Below are 21,527 nucleotides of genomic sequence, written 5' to 3' on the forward strand. Positions count from 1 at the left end.
CAGTAAGATTTAAGTTATTTTGCACAAAACCCTCCGCCACCTGCGGGCTAAATCGATTGATTTTTTTCGCTTAATCAAACCTCACCCACTTATATAAGTCACACAAAAAATGAAGTTTAACCAATTGTAAACAAAGAGAATGCAGCGCAAAAAATGATGGAAAACTAAGGATTATCTTAATTTAATGCCGGGCAATTGATTCACCCACTCAACTCGGCTACTTTGGGGGAAATTTAAATTAGAGATGATCATTATGTTATTGCTGACGATATCCTTGGTGTTGATAATTATCGCCGTATACGCCATCTACCGTCATTTTAAATCTCGCAGCACCAATACGCTGGATTCCGGTCGCCGCAATAAAAAACGCTAGCCCCTCATTTTTTCCACCGTATATCTTCTCTCGGTTGTCCATCTTTTATCCCCACGGCAATAACGCGCGCCTCCGCAACTGTTTCATCGCTGCGGTCGCGCCAACTGCTGACGGGCTCCCTCAGATCGGTTACAATTGCAGGCTGTTTTGTGGAGGTCGCCGCCGCCCGCGCGCCGTTGGCCACCACCGTTGAATCCCTCGGGGGCTGGTTTCGGCCCCTCGTTCGTCATTAAGGTAACCCGGTGAATATTCAGGTTCTTCTTTCAGATAAAGTCAGCCAGGCGCTGATCGCCGCTGGCGCGCCAGCGGATTGCGAAGCGCAGGTCCGCCCATCCGCCAAGGCGCAGTTTGGTGATTACCAGGCCAACGGCGTGATGTCAGTCGCCAAAAAGCTGGGCATGCCGCCCCGTCAGCTGGCGGAAAAAGTGGTGCAACTGCTGGATCTCGGCGACGTCGCCAGTAAAGTGGAAATCGCCGGCCCCGGCTTTATCAATATCTTCCTGAACAGCGACTGGGTCGCCCGCCAGGCCGACCAGGTGCTGAACGCACCGAAATTGGGCATTGCGCCGGTTGAACCGCAAACCATCGTTATCGACTATTCCGCGCCGAACGTGGCGAAAGAAATGCACGTCGGCCACCTGCGCTCCACCATCATCGGCGACGCCGCAGCGCGTACTCAGGAGTTTCTGGGCCATAAAGTGATCCGCGCCAACCACGTCGGCGACTGGGGCACCCAGTTCGGCATGCTGATTGCCTACCTGGAAAAAATGCAGAATGAAAACGCCAGCGATATGGGCTTGTCCGATCTCGAGCAGTTCTACCGCGAAGCCAAGAAGCATTACGATGAAGACGCCGAGTTCGCCGAGCGCGCACGCGCTTACGTCGTGAAGCTGCAGGGCGGCGATCAATACTGCCTGAAAATGTGGCGCAAGCTGGTCGACATCACCATGGCGCAAAACCAGCTGACCTATAACCGCCTGAACGTCACGCTGACCGAAGACGACGTGATGGGCGAAAGCCTGTATAACGCGATGCTTCCGGGCATCGTCGCCGATCTGAAAGCCAAAGGGCTGGCGGTGGAAAGCGAAGGCGCCACCGTGGTGTTCCTCGACGAATACCAGAACAAGGACGGCGACCCGATGGGCGTCATCATCCAGAAAAAGGATGGCGGCTACCTCTATACCACCACCGATATCGCCTGCGCCAAGTATCGCTACGAGACCCTGGGCGCCAATCGCGTGCTGTATTACATCGATTCCCGCCAGCATCAGCACCTGATGCAGGCCTGGACCATCGTGCGCAAAGCCGGTTATGTGCCGGAGTCCGTCTCGCTGGAACATCACATGTTCGGCATGATGCTGGGCAAAGACGGCAAGCCGTTCAAAACCCGCTCAGGCGGCACCGTGAAGCTCTCCGACCTGCTGGATGAAGCCATCGAACGCGCCGAGCAGTTGATCGCCGGCAAAAACCCGGACATGCCGGAAGACGAAATGAAGACCATCGCTCGCGTGGTCGGTATCGGCGCGGTGAAATACGCCGATCTGTCGAAAAGCCGCACCACCGACTATGTTTTCGACTGGGATAACATGCTGGCCTTCGAAGGCAATACCGCGCCTTACATGCAATACGCCTATACCCGTGTGGCATCGGTATTCAAACGCGCCGGGATCGACGAAAGCAGCCTGACGCTGCCGCTGATCCTGACCGAAGAGCGTGAAATTGCGCTGGCCACTCGCCTGCTGCAGTTCGAAGAGGTGCTCACCGCCGTCGCGCGTGAAGGCACGCCGCACGTCATGTGCAGCTACCTGTACGATCTGGCCGGCTTGTTCTCCGGCTTCTACGAGCACTGCCAGATCCTCAACGCCGACAGCGAAGAAGCCCGTCAGAGCCGCCTGAAGCTGGCGCTGCTGACCGCCAAAACGCTGAAAACCGGCCTGGATACGCTGGGCATCGAAACCGTCGAGCGCATGTAAACCGCGCCGCGCGGAAAAGCAAAAAGGTCGCCGTGGCGACCTTTTTTTTTTACGCTTTCACTCGGCTCAGACGACCCGGCGCGCGAAATCACGCGGGCGGAAACCCAACCCGGCCAGCACGCCGAAGTAGGCTACCACACCGGCCACCACCACCGCCGCCAAGCGCAGCAAACGCTCCAGCATGTTGCCCTGATCCCAGGCCGGCATCAGCCACATCAAGCCAATCAGCACGGCCGACATCACCAGTACGGCAATCACCAGCTTGGTGAGGAACAGCGCCCAACCCGGCTGTGGCTGGAAGATTTTCTGCTTGCGCAGCTGCCAATACAGCAGCGCGGCGTTCAGGCAGGCCGCCAAACCGATCGACAGCGCCAGGCCGGCATGCTTCAGCGGACCGATAAACGCCAGGTTCATCACCTGCGTCATGATCAGCGTAATGATGGCGATCTTGACGGGCGTTTTGATGTCCTGACGCGAATAAAAGCCCGGCGCCAGCACCTTAACCACGATCAGCCCCATCAGCCCCACCGAGTAAGCCACCAGCGCACGTTGCGTCATCGCCGCGTCAAAGGCGCTGAACTTGCCGTACTGGAACAGCGAGACGGTCAACGGTTTGGCCAAAATACCCAGCGCGATGGCGCTCGGCAGCGCCAGCAGAAAGCACAGGCGCAGCCCCCAATCCATCAGGCGCGAGTACTCGTCGTGGTTGCCGCTCGAGAAGCTTTTGGCCAGCGACGGCAGCAGGATGGTGCCCAATGCCACGCCCAGCACGCCGGAAGGAAACTCCATCAGGCGGTCGGCATAGTACATCCAGGACACCGAGCCGGACACCAGGAACGATGCGAAGATCGTGTTGATGATCAGCGAGATTTGGCTGACCGACACCCCAAGGATCGCCGGCCCCATCTGGCGCATCACCCGCCAGACCCCGGCGTCGCCCAATTTGATGCGCGGCAGCACCAGCATGCCGATCTTGCGCAGGTGCGGCAGCTGATAGCCCAGTTGCAGCACGCCGCCGACCACCACCGCCCACGCCAGCGCCAGCACCGGCGGGTGGAAATACGGCGCGGCGAACAGCGCGAAGCCGATCATGCTGACGTTAAGCAGCGTTGGCGCAAAGGCCGGGATCGAGAAACGGTTCCAGGTATTGAGGATCGCCCCCACCAGCGAGGCCAGCGAAATCAATAGAATATAGGGGAAGGTAATGCGCAGCAGCGCCGACGTCAGCGCAAACTTGTCGGGCGTATCGGTAAAGCCCGGCGCAGTGATATAGATCACCCAGGGCGCGGCCAGCATCCCCAGCACCGTCACCACCGCCAGCACCAACGTCAACAGCCCGGAGACATAGGCGATAAAGGTGCGCGTCGCTTCCTCGCCCTGCTGGCTCTTATATTCCGCCAGGATCGGCACGAAAGCCTGCGAAAATGCGCCTTCGGCAAAGATACGACGCAGCAGGTTAGGAAGTTTGAACGCCACGAAGAAGGCGTCCGTTGCCATGCCGGCCCCGAACACGCGCGCGACGATCGCATCGCGGGCAAAGCCCAACACCCGCGAAAACATCGTCATCGAGCTGACGGCAGCCAATGATTTGAGTAGGTTCATGTGGTTGTCTGATAGGTACCGTAAATATCAACGCCTGCAACAGCAGGCGTCAGTGAAACAATCGGCTCAGTTTACGCATCCGGAAAAGAATAGCTACCGCCATATGTTACATAGAGTTATCGCGTAACAAACGCTCGACCACCCGCTGCGCAACCAACGCCTGCTCGCCGCCGGTTTCCGGCGCGCTCTGATTGGCGACGGCGCAGAGGAAATGCCGCACCGCCCCGTCGAAACCGCGTTGCACCAGCGTGCTTTGCCAACCCGGCACCGGCTGTTCCAACTCGCCCTGCGCATCTTCGCGCAGCCAGTGGCGCATATCGGTCAACTGATACCGCGCGCCGTCTGTCACCGCCTGCACGCTTTCGCGCTGGCTGCCGCCGCGGCGATGCATACTGGTCGTCACCAGCGTATCGCCACAGGCGAAGTGATGCTCGGCGTACAGCATCTCGCCTGCAGCGTTGGCGCGCACGCTGCCGCTCAGCAGTTGCTCGCCTCCGCCCGCCAGCCACAGGGCGGTGTCCACCACGTGCAGGTAATCATCCAACAGGGTAAAACGCAGATCGTGAGGGCCGACGCTGTCCGCCCGATGTTTATCCATGCGAATGGAGGCGGGCTGATTCATTTGCTGCTTGAGTTGGCGGTAAAGCGGCGCGAAACGGCGGTTGAACCCCACCATCAGCGTTTTGCCCCGCCGCTCGGCCAGCTCAAGCAACTGCTCGCCCTGCTCCAGCGTTTCCGCCAGCGGCTTATCGACGTAAACATGTACGCCACGGTTAAGCAGCTCGCCAATGACCGAAAAATGGCTGGCGGTGCTGCTGTGGACAAAGACCGCATCGCACTGTTCGGCCAAGCTGTCCAGCCGAGGGAAACAGGCCATACGGTAGCTGTCGCACAGCGGCTGCGCTTTCTGTTGATTAGGCGAGAAGCCGCCCACCAGCGTCCAGTCCGCCGCCTGACTGAGGATCGGCAGGTAGGCCTTCTGCGCGATGCTGCCCAGCCCCACCACGCCCACGCGCAATTTAGTCATGCGTTTCCCTCGCCAACAGTTGCTGCACCTGCCGTTTCAGCTCCGCCACGTCGTTTTCCAACGCGCTGACCCTGGCGCTCAATTCACCGTCGATCTCCGACTCGAGCGCCGGCGGCGCCTCATCGATTGGCCCGCTGAACAGATGCATGAAGCGGCTTTCGCGCTTGCCCGGCTCGCGCGCCAGGCGCACCACGAACGGGCCGTCTTCGCGCGTGGTCAACTGCTGCAGCACCTGTTCGACCTCGCTGACATCGCTGAACTCGTGCATTCGGTTGGTGCGCGTGCGCAGCTCGCCCGGCGTTTGCGCGCCGCGCAGCAGTAAGGTGGCGATCACCGCCAGTTCGGCGGGAGAGAGCTTCAGCTGGCCAAACTCGGAATTGCAAAACCGCTGCTCGTATTTCACGACCCGATTGCCGAACCCGCTGAGGGTGCGCAGGAAATGTTTGCGCAGCAAGAGATCGAGGAGTTGCTGCACCTCGCTTTCGCTCAGATCCATCACCGGCTCGCGGTTGGTCTTTTGGTTACAGGCCAGGGTAATGGCGTTAAGCGAAAGCGGGTATTGGTCCGGCGTCGTCACCTGTTTTTCCAACAGGCAGCCGATGACCCGGGCCTCTTTGGCGTTCAATTCATATTTCATCGTTTGGCCTCAACGTGGGGGTAGCCACTCTTTATTGGTGTATGCCGTCAAAACGTGGTCTTGCCACTTGCCGTCGATCAGCAGGTAATCTTTGGCGTAACCTTCGCGTTCGAATCCCAGACGCGTCAGCAATGCGCCGCTGCGCTGGTTATGCGGCATATAGTTGGCCATGATGCGGTGCATGCGCTGTTGGCGCAGCATATAGCGGATGGCGGACTGCAAGGCTTCGAACATCAACCCCTGCCCCTGCCATTTCTCCCCCAGCGAATAACCGAGGAAGCAGGCGTGAAACGAACCGCGCAACACGTTGCTGAAGTTCGCCACGCCGCGGACTTCCTGCTCTTCCGGATCGAGCAGGATAAAATAGTAGGCGCTGCCCTGCTTTTGCATTTCAGCGATCATCCCCAGGCGCGCCTGCCAGCCGGACGGATAACAATGGCTTTCATCGCGCACCGGCTCCCAGGGTTTGAGAAAGGTCCGGTTCTCGGCATAATAGTCCGCCAGACGATAGGCGTCCCGTTCATGCACTAAACGGACCACCATCCGGTCGGTAGTAAGACGTACTTTTGGCGATGCAGAGCGGTAGCCGAACATCATTTCCCCCGCGGTCAAAACGGTTCGATAAGAAGTATTTATTAGGAAGCCTCGTGGATAATTATCCGACGCCAATCTGAGGCCATGACTTTATGTTGCCAATAGCGCCTCAGAACCGCGCTCCCTTGCATTCAATATAACCGTAGGCCGCCCCCGAGGTAAAATACCGGCCGCTCAGTAAATCGTCGAATACGCGTTTTACGGCGTTTTTCCGCCAATTTTGCAGTTCAGGTAACACCTTGACGATAAAAAAATATTATCTACTCCGCCCCTGTCGCCGTCCGCCAATTGGGTAGAGAATGGTGGAGTTGCCTTCCCCCTCTCTCTTAATTGCTCATGGTGATGCATGTCTCTGGTGTCGCAAGCGCGCAGCTTGGGTAAATATTTTCTGTTGCTCGACAACCTGCTGGTGGTTTTAGGCTTCTTTGTCGTGTTCCCGCTTATTTCGATCCGCTTCGTCGATCAGCTGGGATGGGCGGCGCTGATCGTCGGCATCGCGCTGGGTTTGCGTCAGTTGCTGCAACAAGGGCTCGGCATCTTTGGCGGCGCGGTCGCCGACCGCTTTGGCGCCAAGCCGATGATCGTCACCGGCATGCTGCTGCGCGCCGCCGGTTTCGCCACCATGGCGATGGCCGATGCGCCGTGGATCCTGTGGTTCTCCTGCGCGCTGTCCGCCCTCGGCGGCACGCTGTTCGATCCGCCGCGCACCGCTTTGGTGATCAAACTGACCCGTCCGCACGAACGCGGCCGCTTTTTCTCGCTGTTGATGATGCAGGACAGCGCCGGCGCGGTAGTCGGCGCGCTGATCGGCAGTTGGCTGCTGCAATACGATTTCCACTTTGTCTGCTGGGTCGGGGCGGCGATCTTCGTGCTGGCCGCCGGCTGGAACGCCTGGTTACTGCCGGCTTATCGCATCTCCACCGTGCGCGTGCCGATGAAAGAAGGCATGTTGCGGGTCGTGCGCGATCGCCGCTTCCTCACCTATGTCCTGACGCTGACCGGCTACTATATGCTGGCGGTACAGGTGATGCTGATGCTGCCGATCGTGGTCAATGAAATTGCCGGCTCACCGGCGGCGGTGAAATGGATGTACGCGATCGAAGCGGCGCTGTCGCTGTCGCTGCTCTATCCGCTGGCGCGTTGGGGTGAAAAACATTTTCGGCTTGAACAACGCCTGATGGCGGGCCTGCTGCTGATGACGCTCAGCCTGCTGCCGATCGGCCTTGCCAGCAGCCTGCAAGGCGTGTTCACGCTGATCTGCTGTTTCTATCTGGGTTCGATCATCGCCGAGCCGGCGCGCGAAACGCTCAGCGCGTCACTGGCCGATCCGCGGGCGCGCGGCAGCTACATGGGCTTCAGCCGCCTCGGGCTGGCGTTGGGCGGTGCGTTGGGATATACCGGCGGCGGTTGGATGTACGATACCGGGCGGATGATGAACATGCCGGAGCTGCCCTGGCTGCTGCTCGGCGCCGTCGGCTTCGCCACGCTGCTGGCGCTGTACTGGCAATTCAGCCCGCGGCGCAACGCGTCGGTGATACTGCGCGGCGGCTAACGCCATAGAAATCCGGCCGAATCGGCAACAGCTGCTATCCTGTTAGTAAAAACACCCACAGGAGCCCGTCGGCATGAGCGAAGAAGCCAAATTACCGCAACTACTCGAACATATGATACTGAACTTGCGCATGATTTATGCGCGCTCCACCCTGGTGGAAAAGGCGCTGGCGCATATCCTCGCCAGCGACGCCGGCCTGAAAAACGATATTATCAAACAGCTGCAGGTCGTCACCGCCGCCAACGAACGCGATCAGATCGATTTGGAACAAGCCCGCATTCACCTGATCGATGTGCTCAACTCGGTACCGGTCAAGAAATAGCACCCCTCGCCCGCGCCTGTTGCGCGGGCAATATCGCAATAACGCACCATCCAACACACGCGTTTCAAGACAGCCTCGATAAGCTGTGGTAACTATTGCTGTTAAAACCTGACAACCCGGAGCAAGCATGAAACTGTTCATTTACGATCATTGCCCATTCTGCGTTAAAGCCCGCATGATTTTCGGCCTGAAACATCTGCCGATTCGCCTGGTCACGTTGCTCAACGACGATGAGACGACCCCGTTCAATCTGATTGGCAAAAAAATGGTGCCGATCCTGATCAAAGACGACGGCGAAGCGATGCCGGAAAGCCTGGATATCGTGCGCTATGTCGATGGCTTGGACGGCAAACCGGTGCTGACCGGCCGCACCAACCCTGCCATCGCCGAGTGGTTGCGCCGGGTCGACAGTTATGCGGCAAAATTGCTGTTGCCGCGTATTGCGCATGCCGATTTCGAAGAATTTGCCACCGACAGCGCCCGCCGTTACTTTATCGATAAAAAGCAGGCGTCAATCGGTGATTTCGCCGAGCATCTCGCCAACAGCGCCGATCTGATCGCCGAACTGGAGGCCGACCTGCAAACGCTGTCACCGCTGATCGTCTCCGCCGACGCCGTGAACGGCGAGCTTTCTGAGGACGATATTCATCTGTTCCCGCTGCTGCGCTCATTGTCGATCGTCGCCGGGGTTGCCCTGCCGGACAACGTGGAAGCCTACCGCAACCGCATGGCGCAGCGCAGCGAAGTGCCGTTGCTGCTGGATATGGAACAATAACGTTCGACAGTCACAAAAAGGATATGGCGTACTGATGCTGAAAATGGTGCTCGCCACCGCTCGCGATCGGGCGCGGCTGAAGGAAATTACTTCCGTTCTGATTCGTTATGGTTTGCAAGACGTTCTGCGCCTGCTGGGCCTGGGGGCGTTGCTGCGTGGCGCCCGCGGTGAGCCCGCACGGCAGAGCGCGCAGCCCCTTCCTCAGCGGCTGCGCGAAGCGCTCGAGGCGCTCGGCCCAACCTTCGTCAAATTCGGCCAGATCCTGGCCACGCGTTCTGACCTGCTGGATCCGGCCTGGACCGACGAACTGGATCGTCTGCACAGCCAGGCGGCGGTGTTGCCATGGGAAATGCTGGCGCCGCAGATCATCGCCGATCTCGGGGATGATCCCGAGCAGCTGTTTGCCGAATTCGATCGCACACCGCTGGCCGCGGCGTCGATGGCGCAAATTTACCGCGCGCGCCTGCACAGCGGCGAACAGGTAGTGGTGAAAGTGCTGCGCCCCGGCCTGGCAAAAACCATTCACGCCGATCTGCGGCTGCTGGCCTCGCTGGCGGAAATCGTGGAGCAGCAGAGTCAGGCGCTGGCGCGCTATCGACCACGGCAGATGGTCAGAGCGCTGGCGACGGCGCTCAATCATGAACTGGATTTGACCCATGAAGGGCATAACTGCGATCGCGTCGCCGGCATGTTTGCGCGTGAACCCGACGTGGTCGTGCCGAAAATCTATTGGCAATGGTCTTCTCCGCGTCTGTTAGTGCAGGAATACTTGCCCGGCACCGCGCCGGAGAACCCCCGGCAGTTGGCGGAAGCGGGATTTGACGGCCCGCTGCTGGCGCGGCGCGGCGCTCGCGCCTTTATGAGCATGGTGCTGGAGCACCGGCTGTATCACGCCGATCCGCACCCCGGCAACGTGATGGCGCTGAGCGGCGATCGCGTCGGCTTCATCGACTTCGGCATGGTGGGCCAGCTGTCCGAACGGCGGCGCAACCAGTTGCTCCTGCTGCTGCAGGCCATCGCCGATCGTCAGTCCGAAGGCATCGTCAACACGCTGATCGCCTGGTCGGACAGCGAACCGCTGGATCTGATGGACCTGGAGCTGGCGGCGCAAAACTTTCTCGACAAGCAGGCCGCCGCCTCCCTAACGCTCGGCAAAGCCCTCACTGACCTGTTGGTGATGGCGCGTGAGCACCAGCTGGCGCTGCCGCCGGATCTGGTGCTGCTGTTCAAGGCCTTAATCACCGCCGACGGCGTGCTGCACCGGCTGGATCCGGCCTTTGACATCGTCGCCACGCTCAAACCGATGCTGCAACAAACGGTGCTGCAACGTTATGCCCCTGACGCCGTGCGCCAACGGCTCTTGACCCTGGGCGGGGAAGCGCTCGATGCCGGAGAGGAACTGCCGCAAACCCTGCGGCTGTTGGTGCGCCGCCTGAAACGCGGGCAGCTCAATGCCGACATTAACGTCAAGAACCTCGGTCAGTTGAGCAAAGCGCTGGAGCGCAGCGCCGTTACCCTGGCCATCGCCATCGTCACCGCCGCTTTTGCCCTGGGGCTGGCGCCTTATCTGATGCATTCGTCGCTGCGGCTGTGGGGCATTCCGCTGTTCCCGCTGTTGGGAGGCGCAGCCTGCCTGGCCGGCGTGATCCTCTTGGCGCTGCGATTACGGCGCTGACGCTTTCGGCGTTATCCGATAGGTCTCGCCCTGTTTTACGCGCACTATTCCCGCCATACCGCCGCCTGCCGTTTTCACGCGCAGGCGGAGCGTTTATAATGATTAATCAATTATCTGCAGCACTTTTCGCCAGCAGTCGCAATGAGGCATTAATGAAGAAGATCCTGATGGGCGCAGCCGCCCTGCTGTTCGCCGGCGTATTGGCCGGTTGCAATCAACTGACCCAGTACACCCTGAGTGAACAGGAAGTGAATGACTACCTGCAGAAACATAACGACTATCAGAAGCAAATCGGCGTGCCCGGCCTGCTGGACGCCAACATCGTGCTGACTCAGTTGCAAAGCCAGATCGGCCGCAGCGAACCGGGTAAAGTCACCCTTTCCGGCGACGCCAAGGTCAACATCACGTCGATTCTCGGCCCGCAGACCGCGGATCTGAAGCTGACGCTGAAGGCGCAGCCGGTTTATGACCGGGCGCAGGGCGCCATTTTCCTGAAGGACATGGAGCTGACCGATTACAGCGTGCAGCCGGAAAAAATGCAGACGGTGATGAAAGCGCTGACGCCGTATCTGAACCAGTCGCTGAAATCCTACTTCGACCAAAAGCCGGCTTATGTGCTGAATCCTGACAACAGCAAAACCGAAGCGCTGGCGAAAAAACTGGCGAAAGGGTTGGAAGTGAAACCGGGGGAATTGGTGATCCCATTCAGCGACTGACGCCGCCTGAGAACATCAAGCCCGCCGCTCGGCGGGCTTTTTACTGCCGGGAAAGCGTTACTGTGGGGCGCTGTAGGCGATTTCGCCGGTGTTGCAGTTGAGCGTCACGTTGTAGGTTTTATCTGCCTTGGTGCCACGCACCGTCAACGGCACCTGCCATACCTGATCCTTGCCGCTGATGGCATCCGGGCTAACCCAGGCAATCGGCGTTGCGGTACCCAGCAGCTTTTTGTCCGACTCCCAGCGCGTAATGCGGTTCTGCAAGAAGTCGCGCTTGACCTGGGCGGCGATATCCGCCGGCTGCAGGCCCGCACACTGCCCCACCTTGGCGGCGCGCTGTTCGTGATCCTGCGCCCACACCGTCGTCGATGCTCCCATCATGGCCAACAAGGCGATAGCCAAACCCGTTTTTTTCATATGTCCTCCCGTTGTGATTAGCGCTATCCGGGCGCCCATCCCTGGCTCACAACAGGGCTTCGGCAAAGGGTTACCGTTTGACGAACTCAATGACAAACAGCGCATCCAGGCCCGGATAGATTTCCTTGATCACCTGCTTCAGTTCGCCGAGCGACATGTTCTCCTGCTGTGCGTGGCGTTCGGTCAGCGCATCCAGGCGCACCGGCGTTACCGACAGCACTTCGATAAAGCAGAAAAATACGCCGTCCTCATTGCGGCTGACGCGCAATACCTCGCCCGGTTCAAAATGCGATTCACTGGCATCCCGAATGGTGATGGTTTTACGCCCGGCCAGAATGTCTTGCTCAAAGCGGCTGAAGAAAGTTATTTCACGGCTCATTTTAGATCCTTTTTCATCACAACACCGCAACATAAGTCATTATGCCGCCTGCTTTTCTGATGCAGATCCCTCTTTTGGGGTGGAGGCCGCTTTTTTCGCTTTGCTTTCCGCCGGTTTCTTGAGGGTTTCCGCCGGCGATGCGCCGCGCAGAATCAGGCCCAGCGCATCCTTGTTTTCCGCCAGGAAGAAGCTCAGCCCTTCGCGCTGTTCGTCATCCAGGTTCAGCGGCGCCTGCTGCAGCCACTCCCCAAGGTTGTCCGCCAGATCCAGCATTTTGTCGTAGGCGTCGGCTTCTTTCTTGCTCGCGAAAGTCATTTTTTCCTCACCGTTTCTCACCACCACATATTTAACTTCAACCGCCATGCGTGCGTCCTCAAATACTCAAATTACTGTTATTATATACAGTATAAATAGATCGTGGCGGGAAGGCAAACCGCCGCCCGCCCTTGGCTTATTTCAGCAGCCGCACCTTGCAGCTTTTGCCTTTGATTTTGCCCTGCTGCAACTGTTGCAGCGCCTTGCGCGCGCTGGCTTTGCGGATCGCGACATAGGCATGCACCGGGAACATATCGATCTTGCCCACTTCCGCCGCCGTCAGCCCGGCATCACCGGTCAGCGCCCCGAGAATATCGCCGGGACGGATCTTCGCCTTGCGGCCGCCGTCGATGCACAGCGTCACCATTTCCGCCTCCAGCGAGCCGTTGGCCGCCCCGCTCAGCTCGGACACCGGCGACCAGTCGACGCTCATCTGCAGATAGTCTTCAATCGCGTGCGCACGCGCCATTTCCTGCGGCGTGCACAGGCTGATCGCCAACCCGCTCATGCCGGCGCGGCCGGTACGGCCAATACGGTGCACATGCACTTCGGGATCGAACGCCAGCTCGTAGTTGACCACCAGCTCCAGCTCTTTAATATCCAGCCCGCGTGCGGCGACGTCGGTCGCCACCAATACCCGGCAACTGCGGTTGGCGAAACGCACCAACACTTGGTCGCGGTCGCGCTGTTCCAGATCGCCATGCAGCGCCAGCGCACTGATGCCGCGGGCCTCCAGGGCCTCAAGCACCGTCTGACAGTCGCGCTTGGTATTGCAGAACACCACGCAGGACGCGGGTTGATGATAGCGAATGGCCGACACCAGCAGCGCTGGGCGCTGATCGCGCGTGGTCTCATAAAAGCGTTGTTCGATGGAGGTCTGCGCTTCGCCATCGTCCACCTCGACGCTCAGCGGCTGGCGTTGAACGCGCGCGCTGATGCGCTCGATGCCTGCCGGGTACGTGGCGGAAAACAGCAGCGTCTGACGTTGCGGCGGCGTATAGCTGATCACATCGTCGATGTCGTCGGCGAACCCCATGTCCAGCATGCGATCGGCCTCATCCAGCACCAGCACCTTCAGCTCGTCCAGCTGCAGCGTTTTCTTGCGCAGGTGTTCCTGGATACGGCCCGGCGTCCCCACCACGATGTGCGGCGCATGCACCAGCGAATCGAGCTGCGGCCCCATCGGCTGGCCGCCGCACAGCGTCAGGATCTTGATGTTTTGCGTAAAACGCGCCAGGCGACGCAGCTCTTTGCTCACCTGATCGGCCAGCTCGCGGGTGGGACAGAGCACCAGCGCCTGCGTGGCGACCTGACCGACGACGATACTGTTCAGCAGACCAATGCCGAAGGCCGCCGTTTTACCGCTGCCGGTTTTCGCCTTGGCGCGCACGTCCCGCCCTTGCAGGATGGCGGGCAATGCGGCGGCCTGTACCGGCGTCATTTCGGCGTACCCCAGTTCGTTGAGGTTGGCCAACTGTTCGGCTGGCAGCGGCAGGGAAGAAAAAGAAACTGTGCTCACGGCGATAACTCTTATGTGACGAATGGAATGGCGGCGCGCCCGCAGGTAAGCGCCGAATCAGCGGTAAATGATAACAGAGATGGGCGGCGTTACGGGGTGCGGGCATAAAAAAACCCGCCGGCGGCGGGTTTCTTGGCAACGCAGTCGTTAAATCGCAACGACGTTGGCTGCGGCTGGGCCACGTTGGCTGTCCTGGATGGAGAACTCAACCTGCTGGCCTTCAGCCAGGGTCTTGAAACCATCGCTGACGATAGCGGAGAAATGAACGAAAACGTCTTTAGAGCCGTCGGCAGGGGTAATAAAGCCGAAACCTTTGCTTTCGTTGAACCATTTAACGTGACCAGTGATCTTGCTCATTTGTGTTTCCTTTACTTGATAAACCTGCCTTGACGGCACGAGACGCGAAAACCTTTAAATAAGTAGGCCTTCTTTCGCCGTCGGTTATTAACGCACAATCGCTCATACAGGGCAAATATTTCTGTTTGTTATAAAAACAGCCAGTTGGCAACAAAACCGGCGCGGCGGCTGCGCGCGCAATCGTTTTCGTATATACTGCCCGCCGATCATCAATCCGCTTACTTTCACCGATCCAGGTACGAAACTATGTTAACGATTGGAACCGCCCTGCGCCCTTCCGCCACCCGCGTCATGTTGCTCGGCTCCGGCGAGCTGGGTAAAGAAGTCGCCATTGAATGCCAGCGCCTCGGTCTGGAGGTGATCGCCGTCGATCGCTACGCCGATGCGCCGGCCATGCATGTGGCGCACCGCAGCCACGTCATCAATATGCTGGACGGTGACGCGTTGAAAGCCGTCATCGAACACGAGCGGCCGGACTATATCGTTCCCGAAATCGAAGCGATCGCCACCGCCATGCTGGTCGAGCTTGAACGCCAGGGCCACCGCGTAGTGCCCTGCGCCGAAGCCACACGCCTGACCATGAACCGTGAAGGCATCCGCCGTCTGGCGGCGGAAGATCTCGGTCTTCCCACCTCCAGCTACCGCTTTGCCGACAGTGAAATCGCTTTCCGCCAGGCGGTTGAGCATATCGGCTACCCGTGCATCGTCAAACCGGTGATGAGCTCTTCCGGCAAAGGCCAGAGCCTGATCCGCACGCCCGAACAGCTGCAAAGCGCCTGGGATTACGCCCAACAGGGCGGCCGTGCCGGCGGTGGCCGGGTGATCGTCGAAGGGCTGGTAAGATTTGATTTTGAAATTACGCTGCTGACCATCAACGCCGTGGATGGCGTGCATTTCTGTGAGCCGATCGGGCACCGTCAGGAGGATGGGGATTACCGCGAGTCCTGGCAGCCGCAACGCATGTCGGCTACGGCGCTGAGCCGGGCCCAGGCTATCGCCGAGAAAGTGGTGAAGGCCCTGGGGGGCTTCGGGCTGTTCGGCGTGGAGCTGTTCGTCTGTGGCGACGACGTGATCTTCAGCGAAGTGTCGCCACGCCCACACGATACCGGCATGGTCACGTTGATTTCACAGGATCTGTCTGAGTTCGCCCTGCACGTGCGCGCGTTTCTCGGTTTGCCGATCGGCGCTATCCGCCAGTTCGGCCCTTCCGCTTCGGCGGTGATCCTGCCACAGCTCACCAGCACCGATGTGCGCTTCAGCGGATTGGAAAACGCGCTGCGCGGGCACAACCAGCTGCGTCTGTTCGGCAAGCCGGAAATCGCCGGCCAGCGCCGCCTGGGTGTAGCGCTGGCGACGGCGGACACCACGGAACTCGCGGTGGAGCTGGCGAAACAGGCCGCCGCCGCCGTAGCGGTCAACCGCTAAAACTGACGGGGCCGCTTGCGCGGCCCCGATAACATCAATAGTCTTCGTCTTCTTCAGCATCGTCATCCCGCGACGCCTCCGGCGCGGCATCCTGCTGTTCGTCTTCGTCATCGAACAGCACCGCGACATGCGCGCCCTGATGCTTCTCACGAATTTCCTGCGCAACGCGAGCAATGGCCTCACCGCTGCTCATGCCCTGTTCCATCAGCTGATGGATGCGATCCGCCGCTTCCTGCTGCTCCGCGTGGCTCAGTAATGGCATACCTGCATGCATGTGTCGTTCTCTCCGGCAAAAGGGAGAAGGAGTATACGCGCTAACGCGGCGGATCCCAACGTCTTATGCCTCAGGCCGGCTGTGAACAGCCGTTATCGTTGCGCCACTGCTTTAAACGGTGCCGCCACAGCATGACATGCCACCCCTGCTTCACGCCGCGCGCATTGGCGAGCATCGCTCTGTCGATGCCACGTTGGTAAAACTCTTCGGTAATCTGATTCTGAGCGGCCGGATCCGGCTCACGGCGAATGCTGTGGCAAATCCCCAGCGCTTCACGGGTGATCTGCCAATGAAACGCCGGCCGAATGGCGATGGTGCTCGCATAACGCAGGTTGAGCCGCTCCAGCATTTCGACGATTTTCATATAGTGGCGCTGATAATCCACGTTAGCCTTGCCGGTGCGACGGCGATTGCTGATCGACTTGTCGTGCACCCGTTGGCGGTACAGCGGCGTGCTTAAATATTTGACCCGCTTGGCATTAAACATGACCTCCGTCGTCCAGGGAATATCCTGGTGATGTAAGCCCGGTTCAAAATAGAGCCGATGCTGGCGGATAAAATCGAGACGATATATCGCCAACCACACAACGTGAATAAACTTTCGCGATTTCAACGCGCGTTCGAACCATTGAACGCCAGTGATAACATCAGTGGTACGTAAACGCTCCTGAGGAAAAATCGGCTGCAATTCGTCCTCGCTGGCAAAATAGCGTTCGCCATTGCATTGCATCACGTCTAATTGGTGCTGTTCGGCCTGCTCGAGCAGCGTGGAATACATTTCCGGCGCCAACAGATCGTCAGCGTCGGGAAACGCCACGTATTTTCCTCGGGCAACGGCGAGCCCGGCATTACGCGCACTCGAAACGCCGGCGTTCGCCTGATCGATAACCCGAATATGCGGATGCGCCGCCGCATAGCGGTGGGCGACCTCCCCCGAACCGTCGGTGGAACCATCGTTAACGATGATCACCTCCAACCGCTGTTCTCGTTGAGCAAGCAACGAAGCCAGGAAAGGTTCTAACAGTTCTCCCGCATTGTGCATCGGGACGATGACGCTCAGCATTAACGACATAGGCAGCTCTTCAATAATAATGTAACAAAATGATAATTTTATTTTTTTGAAAAATAGAAATCGCTTCAGCGCCCGAGCAAAATATGACGCAAACATTCACATTTCCGCCGCGAACTAAATAAGATTCATCTTGTTTGTCTTTTCATGCTTTCTACAAGAAAAGCGTTCCACAACAAGGAATAACTTTCACAAGACGGCCACCTTAAAAAACACAGGCAAAACCGTTTCGCATCGCCCGCTTAATAACAACGAGCAACAATAAAAGTGTGAAATTAACGAGTTGTCTTTATATTTCTCGGGTCTTGCGCCCTCGGTGAAAAATGCTTCCAGTTATTTTGACGTTAAATTTTTAACATATCGAAGTATAAACAATGGCGCAAAAAATGCCTTATTTCAGGTTTATTGAACTGCCGTTTATATGAGGTGTGCTGCATGTCTCGCATGGCAAAACATGCATGCCATGGCCGTCTATGGCACACTAGCCGCCAGATATTGCCGTCTTCACAGCCAGGTTTATTGACGTTCATGAGCGTAACCGCCCCAAACATAAAGTCTTTGCCCTACCATCGCAGCGCCCTGATGACGCTTTTTGCCCCGCTTTCATCGCAGCCTTGGGCGATGCTGCTGCACTCGGGCTTTGCCGACCATTCGCACAACCGCTTCGATATTCTGGTCGCGCAGCCGCGCATTACTCTCACGACTCACGGCGCCACCACGGAAATCATAAGTGACGACGTAACAATACGGTCGCAACAAGATCCGTTTGAGTTGTTGCAACAGCAGATGGTGGCGCAAGGTTGGCAACCGGCCTTTAATCCGGATCTGCCGTTTCAGGGCGGCGCCCTGGGGCTGTTCGGCTACGATCTTGGGCGGCGGGTGGAAAGCTTGCCGCAGTTGGCCGAAGCCGACCTCGCCTTACCGGACATGGCGGTGGGCATTTATGACTGGGCGCTGATCGCCGACCACCGGCTGCAAACGCTGACGCTGCTCAGCTATGGCGACGTGGAACAGCGCTGGCGCTGGCTCAATAGCCAAACCGCGCCTGCGGCACGCCCTTTCACACTGCTGAGCGATTGGCGCGCCAATATGAGCCGGCAGCAGTACGGCGAGAAGTTCCAACGCATTCAGCACTACCTGCGCAGCGGCGACTGTTACCAAATCAATCTGGCGCAGCGATTCTCCGCAGACTATCAGGGAGATGAATGGCAGGCGTTTTGCCAATTGAGCGCCAGCAACCGCGCGCCGTTCTCCGCGTTCTTGCGTCTGCCTCACAACAGCGTGTTGAGCGTTTCTCCCGAGCGCTTCCTGTGGCTGGAGCAGCAGCGCATCCAAACCCGCCCGATCAAGGGCACGCTGCCGCGGCTGGCGGACGCGGAACAAGACGCCGCACAGGCTCGTCGTTTGGCCGGTTCGCCCAAAGATCGCGCTGAAAATCTGATGATTGTCGATCTGCTGCGCAACGATATCGGCCGCGTCGCCCAGCCCGGCAGCGTGCGCGTGCCGGAACTGTTCATCGTGGAGCCGTTCCCGGCGGTGCACCACCTGGTGAGCACCATCACCGCAACCCTGCCGGACACCGCCTCGGCGACCGAACTGCTGCGCGCCTGCTTTCCCGGCGGCTCGATCACCGGCGCGCCCAAGGTGCGGGCGATGGAAATCATCGAAGAACTGGAGCCGCAGCGTCGCAACGCCTATTGCGGCAGCATCGGTTACCTGAGCGCCTGCGGCACCATGGACACCAACATCACTATTCGCACGCTCGTCACCGAAAACGGCCGCATCCATTGCTCCGCCGGCGGCGGCATCGTGGCGGACAGCCAGGAACAGGCGGAATATCAGGAGACCTTCGACAAGGTTGGCCGCATTCTGCCGCAGCTCGGGGAGTGCGCCCAGTCGTGATCCCACCAAATGCACCGGCTTCACTGCACGCCTTTATCAGCCGTTTCCAACTGCAGCTGCCGCAGGCGGCGCAGATCTCGCACAATCTGCGCCCGGCCGCAGTGCTGATCCCGATCGTCTGTCGCGCCGAGCCGACGCTGCTGTTGACCCGCCGCGCCGACTCGCTGCGCAAACATGCCGGCCAGGTGGCCTTCCCCGGCGGTAAAACCGACGCTGAAGACGGGTCGGCGATCGTGACGGCGCTGCGAGAAGCGCAGGAAGAAGTGGCGATACCGCCGCAGGCGGTTACCATACTCGGCCAAATGGCGCCGCTCGACAGCAGCACCGGATTTCAGGTCACGCCTATCGTCGGCCTGGTCTCGCCGGACGTGCAGTTCCGCGCCAACGAAGGCGAAGTGGCTGACGTGTTTGAAATGCCTTTGCGGGAGGCGCTGACCCTGTCGCGTTACTACCCGCTGGACATTCATCGCGCCGGCCATACGCACCGGATTTACCTTTCCTGGTACCACAGCCAGTTTATCTGGGGGCTGACCGCCGCCATCATTCGCCGCCTGGCGCAACAAGTCAGTATTTAGACGGCATTGCGTGATCTGACTCGCAATCTGGCACGGTTGCCGGCCTCCGCTGCGGGTAAAGCGATCGAAATCACTTCATTTGATCGCTTTTTCAACTACCGTTCCGGTTGAATGGTTTTAAAAAAACTGTAAACCCTCTCTTAAACCTTACGAAATACCTGTAAAATACCACCGTCCGAGATAAACCACTGTAGAAACAGGGATTAAGCCGGCGGCGTTCAGCAAGGAAAGCTGGCGCGATTACCGTTAATGGAGCTTGGGCGAAAGCGGATGCCCCGCACAAGGGTTCGCCCCGGGTAATCAGTAAAAAAAGCGACACCACGGATTATTTAATTTCATGCGAAAAAGGCAGCCGAACCCGCACGGCCCTTTTACAATATCGCTGTTCCCTGCGCGGTTTTTAACCGCCGCAGCCATAACAATACGTCTCTTTAAGGAGTTTTAGCGTGATTAGCGTTTTCGACATGTTTAAGATCGGCATCGGCCCGTCCAGCTCTCATACGGTTGGACCGATGAAAGCCGGCAAACAGTTTGTCGACGATCTGGTAAATAAAGGCCTGATGCCTTCTATCACGCGTGTTGCCGTAGACGTTTACGGCTCACTCTCATTGACCGGCAAAGGTCACCATACCGACATCGCTATCATTCTCGGCCTGGCCGGCAACATGCCGGACACCGTCGATATCGATAGCATTCCGGGTTTTATTCGCGATGTAGAACAACGTCAACGCCTGATGCTGGCCAACGGCCTGCATGAAGTCGATTTCCCGCGCGACGGCGGCATGGTCTTCCGCAGCGACAACCTGCCGCTGCACGAAAACGGTATGCAGGTCCACGCCTTCGCCGGCGATAAAGAAGTGTACAGCAAGACCTATTATTCTATCGGCGGCGGCTTCATCGTCGATGAAGAGAACTTCGGCAAGGCCGCCGAGCAAGAACTGCAAATGCCTTATCCGTTCAATTCCGCGCGCGAAATGCTCGACCACTGTCGCGATACCGGGCTGTCGCTGTCCGGCATGGTGATGCAGAACGAACTGGCGCTGCACAGCAAGCAAGAGATCGACACCTACTTCGGTAACGTCTGGCAAACCATGCGCGCCTGCATCGATCGCGGTCTGAACACCGAAGGCGTGCTGCCGGGCCCGCTGCGCGTGCCGCGCCGTGCCTCCGCGCTGCGCCGTATGCTGGTGGCGTCGGACAAACTGTCCAACGATCCGATGAACGTGATCGACTGGGTCAACATGTTCGCGCTGGCGGTTAACGAAGAAAACGCCGCCGGCGGCCGCGTCGTCACCGCGCCGACCAACGGCGCCTGCGGCATCGTGCCTGCCGTGCTGGCTTACTACGATCACTTCATCGAGTCCGTCAGCCCGGACATCTATATCCGCTACTTTATGGCGGCGGGCGCCATCGGCGCGCTGTACAAGATGAACGCCTCCATTTCCGGCGCCGAAGTCGGCTGTCAGGGTGAAGTCGGCGTTGCCTGCTCCATGGCGGCGGCCGGCCTGGCCGAACTGCTGGGCGGCAGCCCTGAGCAGGTATGCGTGGCGGCGGAAATCGGCATGGAACACAACCTGGGTCTGACCTGCGATCCGGTCGCCGGCCAGGTGCAGGTGCCGTGCATTGAGCGCAACGCCATCGCCTCGGTCAAGGCGATCAATGCCGCCCGCATGGCCCTGCGCCGCACCAGCGAACCGCGCGTTTCGCTGGATAAGGTGATCGAGACCATGTATGAAACCGGCAAAGACATGAACGCCAAGTATCGAGAAACATCACGCGGCGGCCTGGCTATCAAGGTGCAATGCGACTGACCGACAACCCCGCCACCCGGCGGGGTTTTTTATGGGTAATCAATTCATTGAGCGTTTTTGTGACAATGTCACCAGAAAAAATCCTGCATTTTTCTCATCGATCCGGCGGTTAGCCTGCAAATTGACCTTCTGTTTTGCCAAATCGAAATAATTTACTGAGTTACCATCAATCTTGTATAACCTCAGGCTAGAATTAGCCGAGCGCAACTTAAGGATCTATGGCCTGACCGTGACTCGG

22 protein-coding genes are annotated in these 21,527 nt (G+C 58.8%); 10 read left to right on the forward strand and 12 right to left on the reverse strand.

The window, feature by feature from the left end; translation table 11 throughout:
- Window positions 1-256: 256 nt before the first annotated feature.
- A complete protein-coding gene (locus tag ACUTQY_RS01640; protein WP_154219869.1) occupies window positions 257-415 on the reverse strand; it encodes a hypothetical protein in 159 nt (52 codons plus the stop codon).
- A gap of 200 nt (window positions 416-615) precedes the next feature.
- Here ACUTQY_RS01640 and argS point away from each other — a divergent pair, with 200 nt between their 5' ends.
- The gene (gene argS / locus ACUTQY_RS01645; RefSeq protein ID WP_033643365.1) at window positions 616-2,346 is read left to right on the forward strand and encodes an arginine--tRNA ligase; all 1,731 of its coding nucleotides are present in this window, start codon (window positions 616-618) and stop codon (window positions 2,344-2,346) included.
- A gap of 66 nt (window positions 2,347-2,412) precedes the next feature.
- Here the strand turns inward: argS and murJ are convergent, their stop codons facing one another.
- The 4 genes from murJ to rimJ form a co-directional block, all read right to left on the reverse strand.
- On the reverse strand, window positions 2,413-3,948 hold the full coding sequence (gene murJ / locus ACUTQY_RS01650; protein WP_033643367.1) for a murein biosynthesis integral membrane protein MurJ: 1,536 nt from the start codon (window positions 3,946-3,948) through the stop codon (window positions 2,413-2,415).
- Between the two features lie 106 nt (window positions 3,949-4,054).
- On the reverse strand, window positions 4,055-4,975 hold the full coding sequence (locus ACUTQY_RS01655; RefSeq protein WP_033643368.1) for a Gfo/Idh/MocA family protein: 921 nt from the start codon (window positions 4,973-4,975) through the stop codon (window positions 4,055-4,057).
- The gene (locus ACUTQY_RS01660) at window positions 4,968-5,612 is read right to left on the reverse strand and encodes a YceH family protein (RefSeq protein ID WP_042784746.1); all 645 of its coding nucleotides are present in this window, start codon (window positions 5,610-5,612) and stop codon (window positions 4,968-4,970) included. The genes ACUTQY_RS01655 and ACUTQY_RS01660 overlap by 8 nt, the downstream gene beginning before the upstream one ends.
- Before the next feature lie 9 nt (window positions 5,613-5,621).
- Window positions 5,622-6,206 carry a ribosomal protein S5-alanine N-acetyltransferase gene (gene rimJ, locus ACUTQY_RS01665; protein WP_033644290.1) on the reverse strand — a complete coding sequence of 195 codons (585 nt, stop codon included), beginning with the start codon at window positions 6,204-6,206 and terminating at the stop codon, window positions 5,622-5,624.
- A 346-nt stretch (window positions 6,207-6,552) separates the two neighbouring features.
- Between rimJ and mdtH the strand changes: the two genes are divergently transcribed.
- The 5 genes from mdtH to ACUTQY_RS01690 all read left to right on the forward strand — a co-directional run bounded on the left by mdtH (window position 6,553) and on the right by ACUTQY_RS01690 (window position 11,246).
- Complete coding sequence (gene mdtH / locus ACUTQY_RS01670) at window positions 6,553-7,758, forward strand: multidrug efflux MFS transporter MdtH (RefSeq protein ID WP_033643370.1); 1,206 nt, start codon at window positions 6,553-6,555, stop codon at window positions 7,756-7,758.
- 73 nt (window positions 7,759-7,831) lie between these two features.
- The gene (locus ACUTQY_RS01675) at window positions 7,832-8,080 is read left to right on the forward strand and encodes a hypothetical protein (RefSeq protein ID WP_033643371.1); all 249 of its coding nucleotides are present in this window, start codon (window positions 7,832-7,834) and stop codon (window positions 8,078-8,080) included.
- A 127-nt stretch (window positions 8,081-8,207) separates the two neighbouring features.
- The gene (grxB, locus tag ACUTQY_RS01680) at window positions 8,208-8,855 is read left to right on the forward strand and encodes a glutaredoxin 2 (RefSeq protein WP_033650938.1); all 648 of its coding nucleotides are present in this window, start codon (window positions 8,208-8,210) and stop codon (window positions 8,853-8,855) included.
- A 34-nt stretch (window positions 8,856-8,889) separates the two neighbouring features.
- The gene (locus tag ACUTQY_RS01685) at window positions 8,890-10,530 is read left to right on the forward strand and encodes an ABC1 kinase family protein (RefSeq protein ID WP_046687251.1); all 1,641 of its coding nucleotides are present in this window, start codon (window positions 8,890-8,892) and stop codon (window positions 10,528-10,530) included.
- Window positions 10,531-10,682: 152 nt separating this feature from the next.
- Entirely contained in the window at window positions 10,683-11,246 is a 564-nt protein-coding gene (locus ACUTQY_RS01690; protein WP_016927416.1) for a lipoprotein, read from the forward strand.
- Between the two features lie 57 nt (window positions 11,247-11,303).
- On the opposite strand, the gene yebF is transcribed toward ACUTQY_RS01690, so the two are convergent.
- The 5 genes from yebF to cspE form a co-directional block, all read right to left on the reverse strand.
- A complete protein-coding gene (yebF, locus tag ACUTQY_RS01695) occupies window positions 11,304-11,663 on the reverse strand; it encodes a protein YebF (protein WP_033643374.1) in 360 nt (119 codons plus the stop codon).
- A gap of 70 nt (window positions 11,664-11,733) precedes the next feature.
- Complete coding sequence (gene yqfB, locus ACUTQY_RS01700) at window positions 11,734-12,042, reverse strand: N(4)-acetylcytidine aminohydrolase (protein WP_004927562.1); 309 nt, start codon at window positions 12,040-12,042, stop codon at window positions 11,734-11,736.
- Between the two features lie 39 nt (window positions 12,043-12,081).
- Entirely contained in the window at window positions 12,082-12,405 is a 324-nt protein-coding gene (locus ACUTQY_RS01705) for a YebG family protein (protein ID WP_033643375.1), read from the reverse strand.
- Between the two features lie 88 nt (window positions 12,406-12,493).
- Window positions 12,494-13,876: an ATP-dependent RNA helicase DbpA gene (gene dbpA / locus ACUTQY_RS01710; protein WP_033643376.1), complete on the reverse strand. Its 1,383-nt coding sequence runs from the start codon at window positions 13,874-13,876 to the stop codon at window positions 12,494-12,496.
- Between the two features lie 147 nt (window positions 13,877-14,023).
- On the reverse strand, window positions 14,024-14,233 hold the full coding sequence (gene cspE, locus ACUTQY_RS01715) for a transcription antiterminator/RNA stability regulator CspE (RefSeq protein WP_004927572.1): 210 nt from the start codon (window positions 14,231-14,233) through the stop codon (window positions 14,024-14,026).
- Window positions 14,234-14,479: 246 nt separating this feature from the next.
- On the opposite strand from cspE, the gene purT reads away from it, so the two are divergent.
- Window positions 14,480-15,658, forward strand: a complete 1,179-nt coding sequence (gene purT / locus ACUTQY_RS01720; RefSeq protein WP_046687252.1) for a formate-dependent phosphoribosylglycinamide formyltransferase — start codon at window positions 14,480-14,482, stop codon at window positions 15,656-15,658.
- A gap of 34 nt (window positions 15,659-15,692) precedes the next feature.
- Here purT and ACUTQY_RS01725 read toward each other — a convergent pair whose 3' ends face one another.
- Together ACUTQY_RS01725 and ACUTQY_RS01730 are read right to left on the reverse strand one after the other, a co-directional pair.
- Window positions 15,693-15,932 (reverse strand): YoaH family protein, encoded by a 240-nt coding sequence (locus ACUTQY_RS01725; RefSeq protein WP_033643378.1) that lies wholly within the window; start codon window positions 15,930-15,932, stop codon window positions 15,693-15,695.
- 70 nt (window positions 15,933-16,002) lie between these two features.
- Window positions 16,003-17,004 (reverse strand): glycosyltransferase, encoded by a 1,002-nt coding sequence (locus tag ACUTQY_RS01730; protein ID WP_046688495.1) that lies wholly within the window; start codon window positions 17,002-17,004, stop codon window positions 16,003-16,005.
- Between the two features lie 525 nt (window positions 17,005-17,529).
- Between ACUTQY_RS01730 and pabB the strand changes: the two genes are divergently transcribed.
- From pabB to sdaA, 3 genes are all read left to right on the forward strand, one after another.
- Window positions 17,530-18,903: an aminodeoxychorismate synthase component 1 gene (pabB, locus tag ACUTQY_RS01735; RefSeq protein ID WP_046688496.1), complete on the forward strand. Its 1,374-nt coding sequence runs from the start codon at window positions 17,530-17,532 to the stop codon at window positions 18,901-18,903.
- A complete protein-coding gene (locus ACUTQY_RS01740) occupies window positions 18,900-19,478 on the forward strand; it encodes a CoA pyrophosphatase (RefSeq protein ID WP_342188172.1) in 579 nt (192 codons plus the stop codon). Before pabB ends, ACUTQY_RS01740 begins: the two co-directional genes overlap by 4 nt.
- 446 nt (window positions 19,479-19,924) lie before the next feature.
- The gene (sdaA, locus tag ACUTQY_RS01745; protein ID WP_033650934.1) at window positions 19,925-21,289 is read left to right on the forward strand and encodes an L-serine ammonia-lyase; all 1,365 of its coding nucleotides are present in this window, start codon (window positions 19,925-19,927) and stop codon (window positions 21,287-21,289) included.
- Window positions 21,290-21,527: the final 238 nt, after the last annotated feature.

The sequence above is a fragment of the Serratia sp. TSA_130.1 genome (assembly GCF_052691795.1).

Bases quoted from the DNA above. Each gene is read 5' to 3' on its own strand.
- ACUTQY_RS01660 (WP_042784746.1), bottom strand. From the start codon at position 5,612: ATGAAATATGAATTGAACGCCAAAGAGGCCCGGGTCATCGGCTGCCTG.
- ACUTQY_RS01640 (WP_154219869.1), bottom strand. From the start codon at position 415: ATGGACAACCGAGAGAAGATATACGGTGGAAAAAATGAGGGGCTAGCG.
- pabB (WP_046688496.1), top strand. From the start codon at position 17,530: ATGAGCGTAACCGCCCCAAACATAAAGTCTTTGCCCTACCATCGCAGC.
- yqfB (WP_004927562.1), bottom strand. From the start codon at position 12,042: ATGAGCCGTGAAATAACTTTCTTCAGCCGCTTTGAGCAAGACATTCTG.
- purT (WP_046687252.1), top strand. From the start codon at position 14,480: ATGTTAACGATTGGAACCGCCCTGCGCCCTTCCGCCACCCGCGTCATG.
- ACUTQY_RS01655 (WP_033643368.1), bottom strand. From the start codon at position 4,975: ATGACTAAATTGCGCGTGGGCGTGGTGGGGCTGGGCAGCATCGCGCAG.
- grxB (WP_033650938.1), top strand. From the start codon at position 8,208: ATGAAACTGTTCATTTACGATCATTGCCCATTCTGCGTTAAAGCCCGC.
- ACUTQY_RS01725 (WP_033643378.1), bottom strand. From the start codon at position 15,932: ATGCATGCAGGTATGCCATTACTGAGCCACGCGGAGCAGCAGGAAGCG.
- ACUTQY_RS01705 (WP_033643375.1), bottom strand. From the start codon at position 12,405: ATGGCGGTTGAAGTTAAATATGTGGTGGTGAGAAACGGTGAGGAAAAA.
- rimJ (WP_033644290.1), bottom strand. From the start codon at position 6,206: ATGTTCGGCTACCGCTCTGCATCGCCAAAAGTACGTCTTACTACCGAC.
- murJ (WP_033643367.1), bottom strand. From the start codon at position 3,948: ATGAACCTACTCAAATCATTGGCTGCCGTCAGCTCGATGACGATGTTT.
- cspE (WP_004927572.1), bottom strand. From the start codon at position 14,233: ATGAGCAAGATCACTGGTCACGTTAAATGGTTCAACGAAAGCAAAGGT.
- mdtH (WP_033643370.1), top strand. From the start codon at position 6,553: ATGTCTCTGGTGTCGCAAGCGCGCAGCTTGGGTAAATATTTTCTGTTG.
- ACUTQY_RS01675 (WP_033643371.1), top strand. From the start codon at position 7,832: ATGAGCGAAGAAGCCAAATTACCGCAACTACTCGAACATATGATACTG.
- ACUTQY_RS01690 (WP_016927416.1), top strand. From the start codon at position 10,683: ATGAAGAAGATCCTGATGGGCGCAGCCGCCCTGCTGTTCGCCGGCGTA.
- ACUTQY_RS01685 (WP_046687251.1), top strand. From the start codon at position 8,890: ATGCTGAAAATGGTGCTCGCCACCGCTCGCGATCGGGCGCGGCTGAAG.
- ACUTQY_RS01730 (WP_046688495.1), bottom strand. From the start codon at position 17,004: ATGTCGTTAATGCTGAGCGTCATCGTCCCGATGCACAATGCGGGAGAA.
- yebF (WP_033643374.1), bottom strand. From the start codon at position 11,663: ATGAAAAAAACGGGTTTGGCTATCGCCTTGTTGGCCATGATGGGAGCA.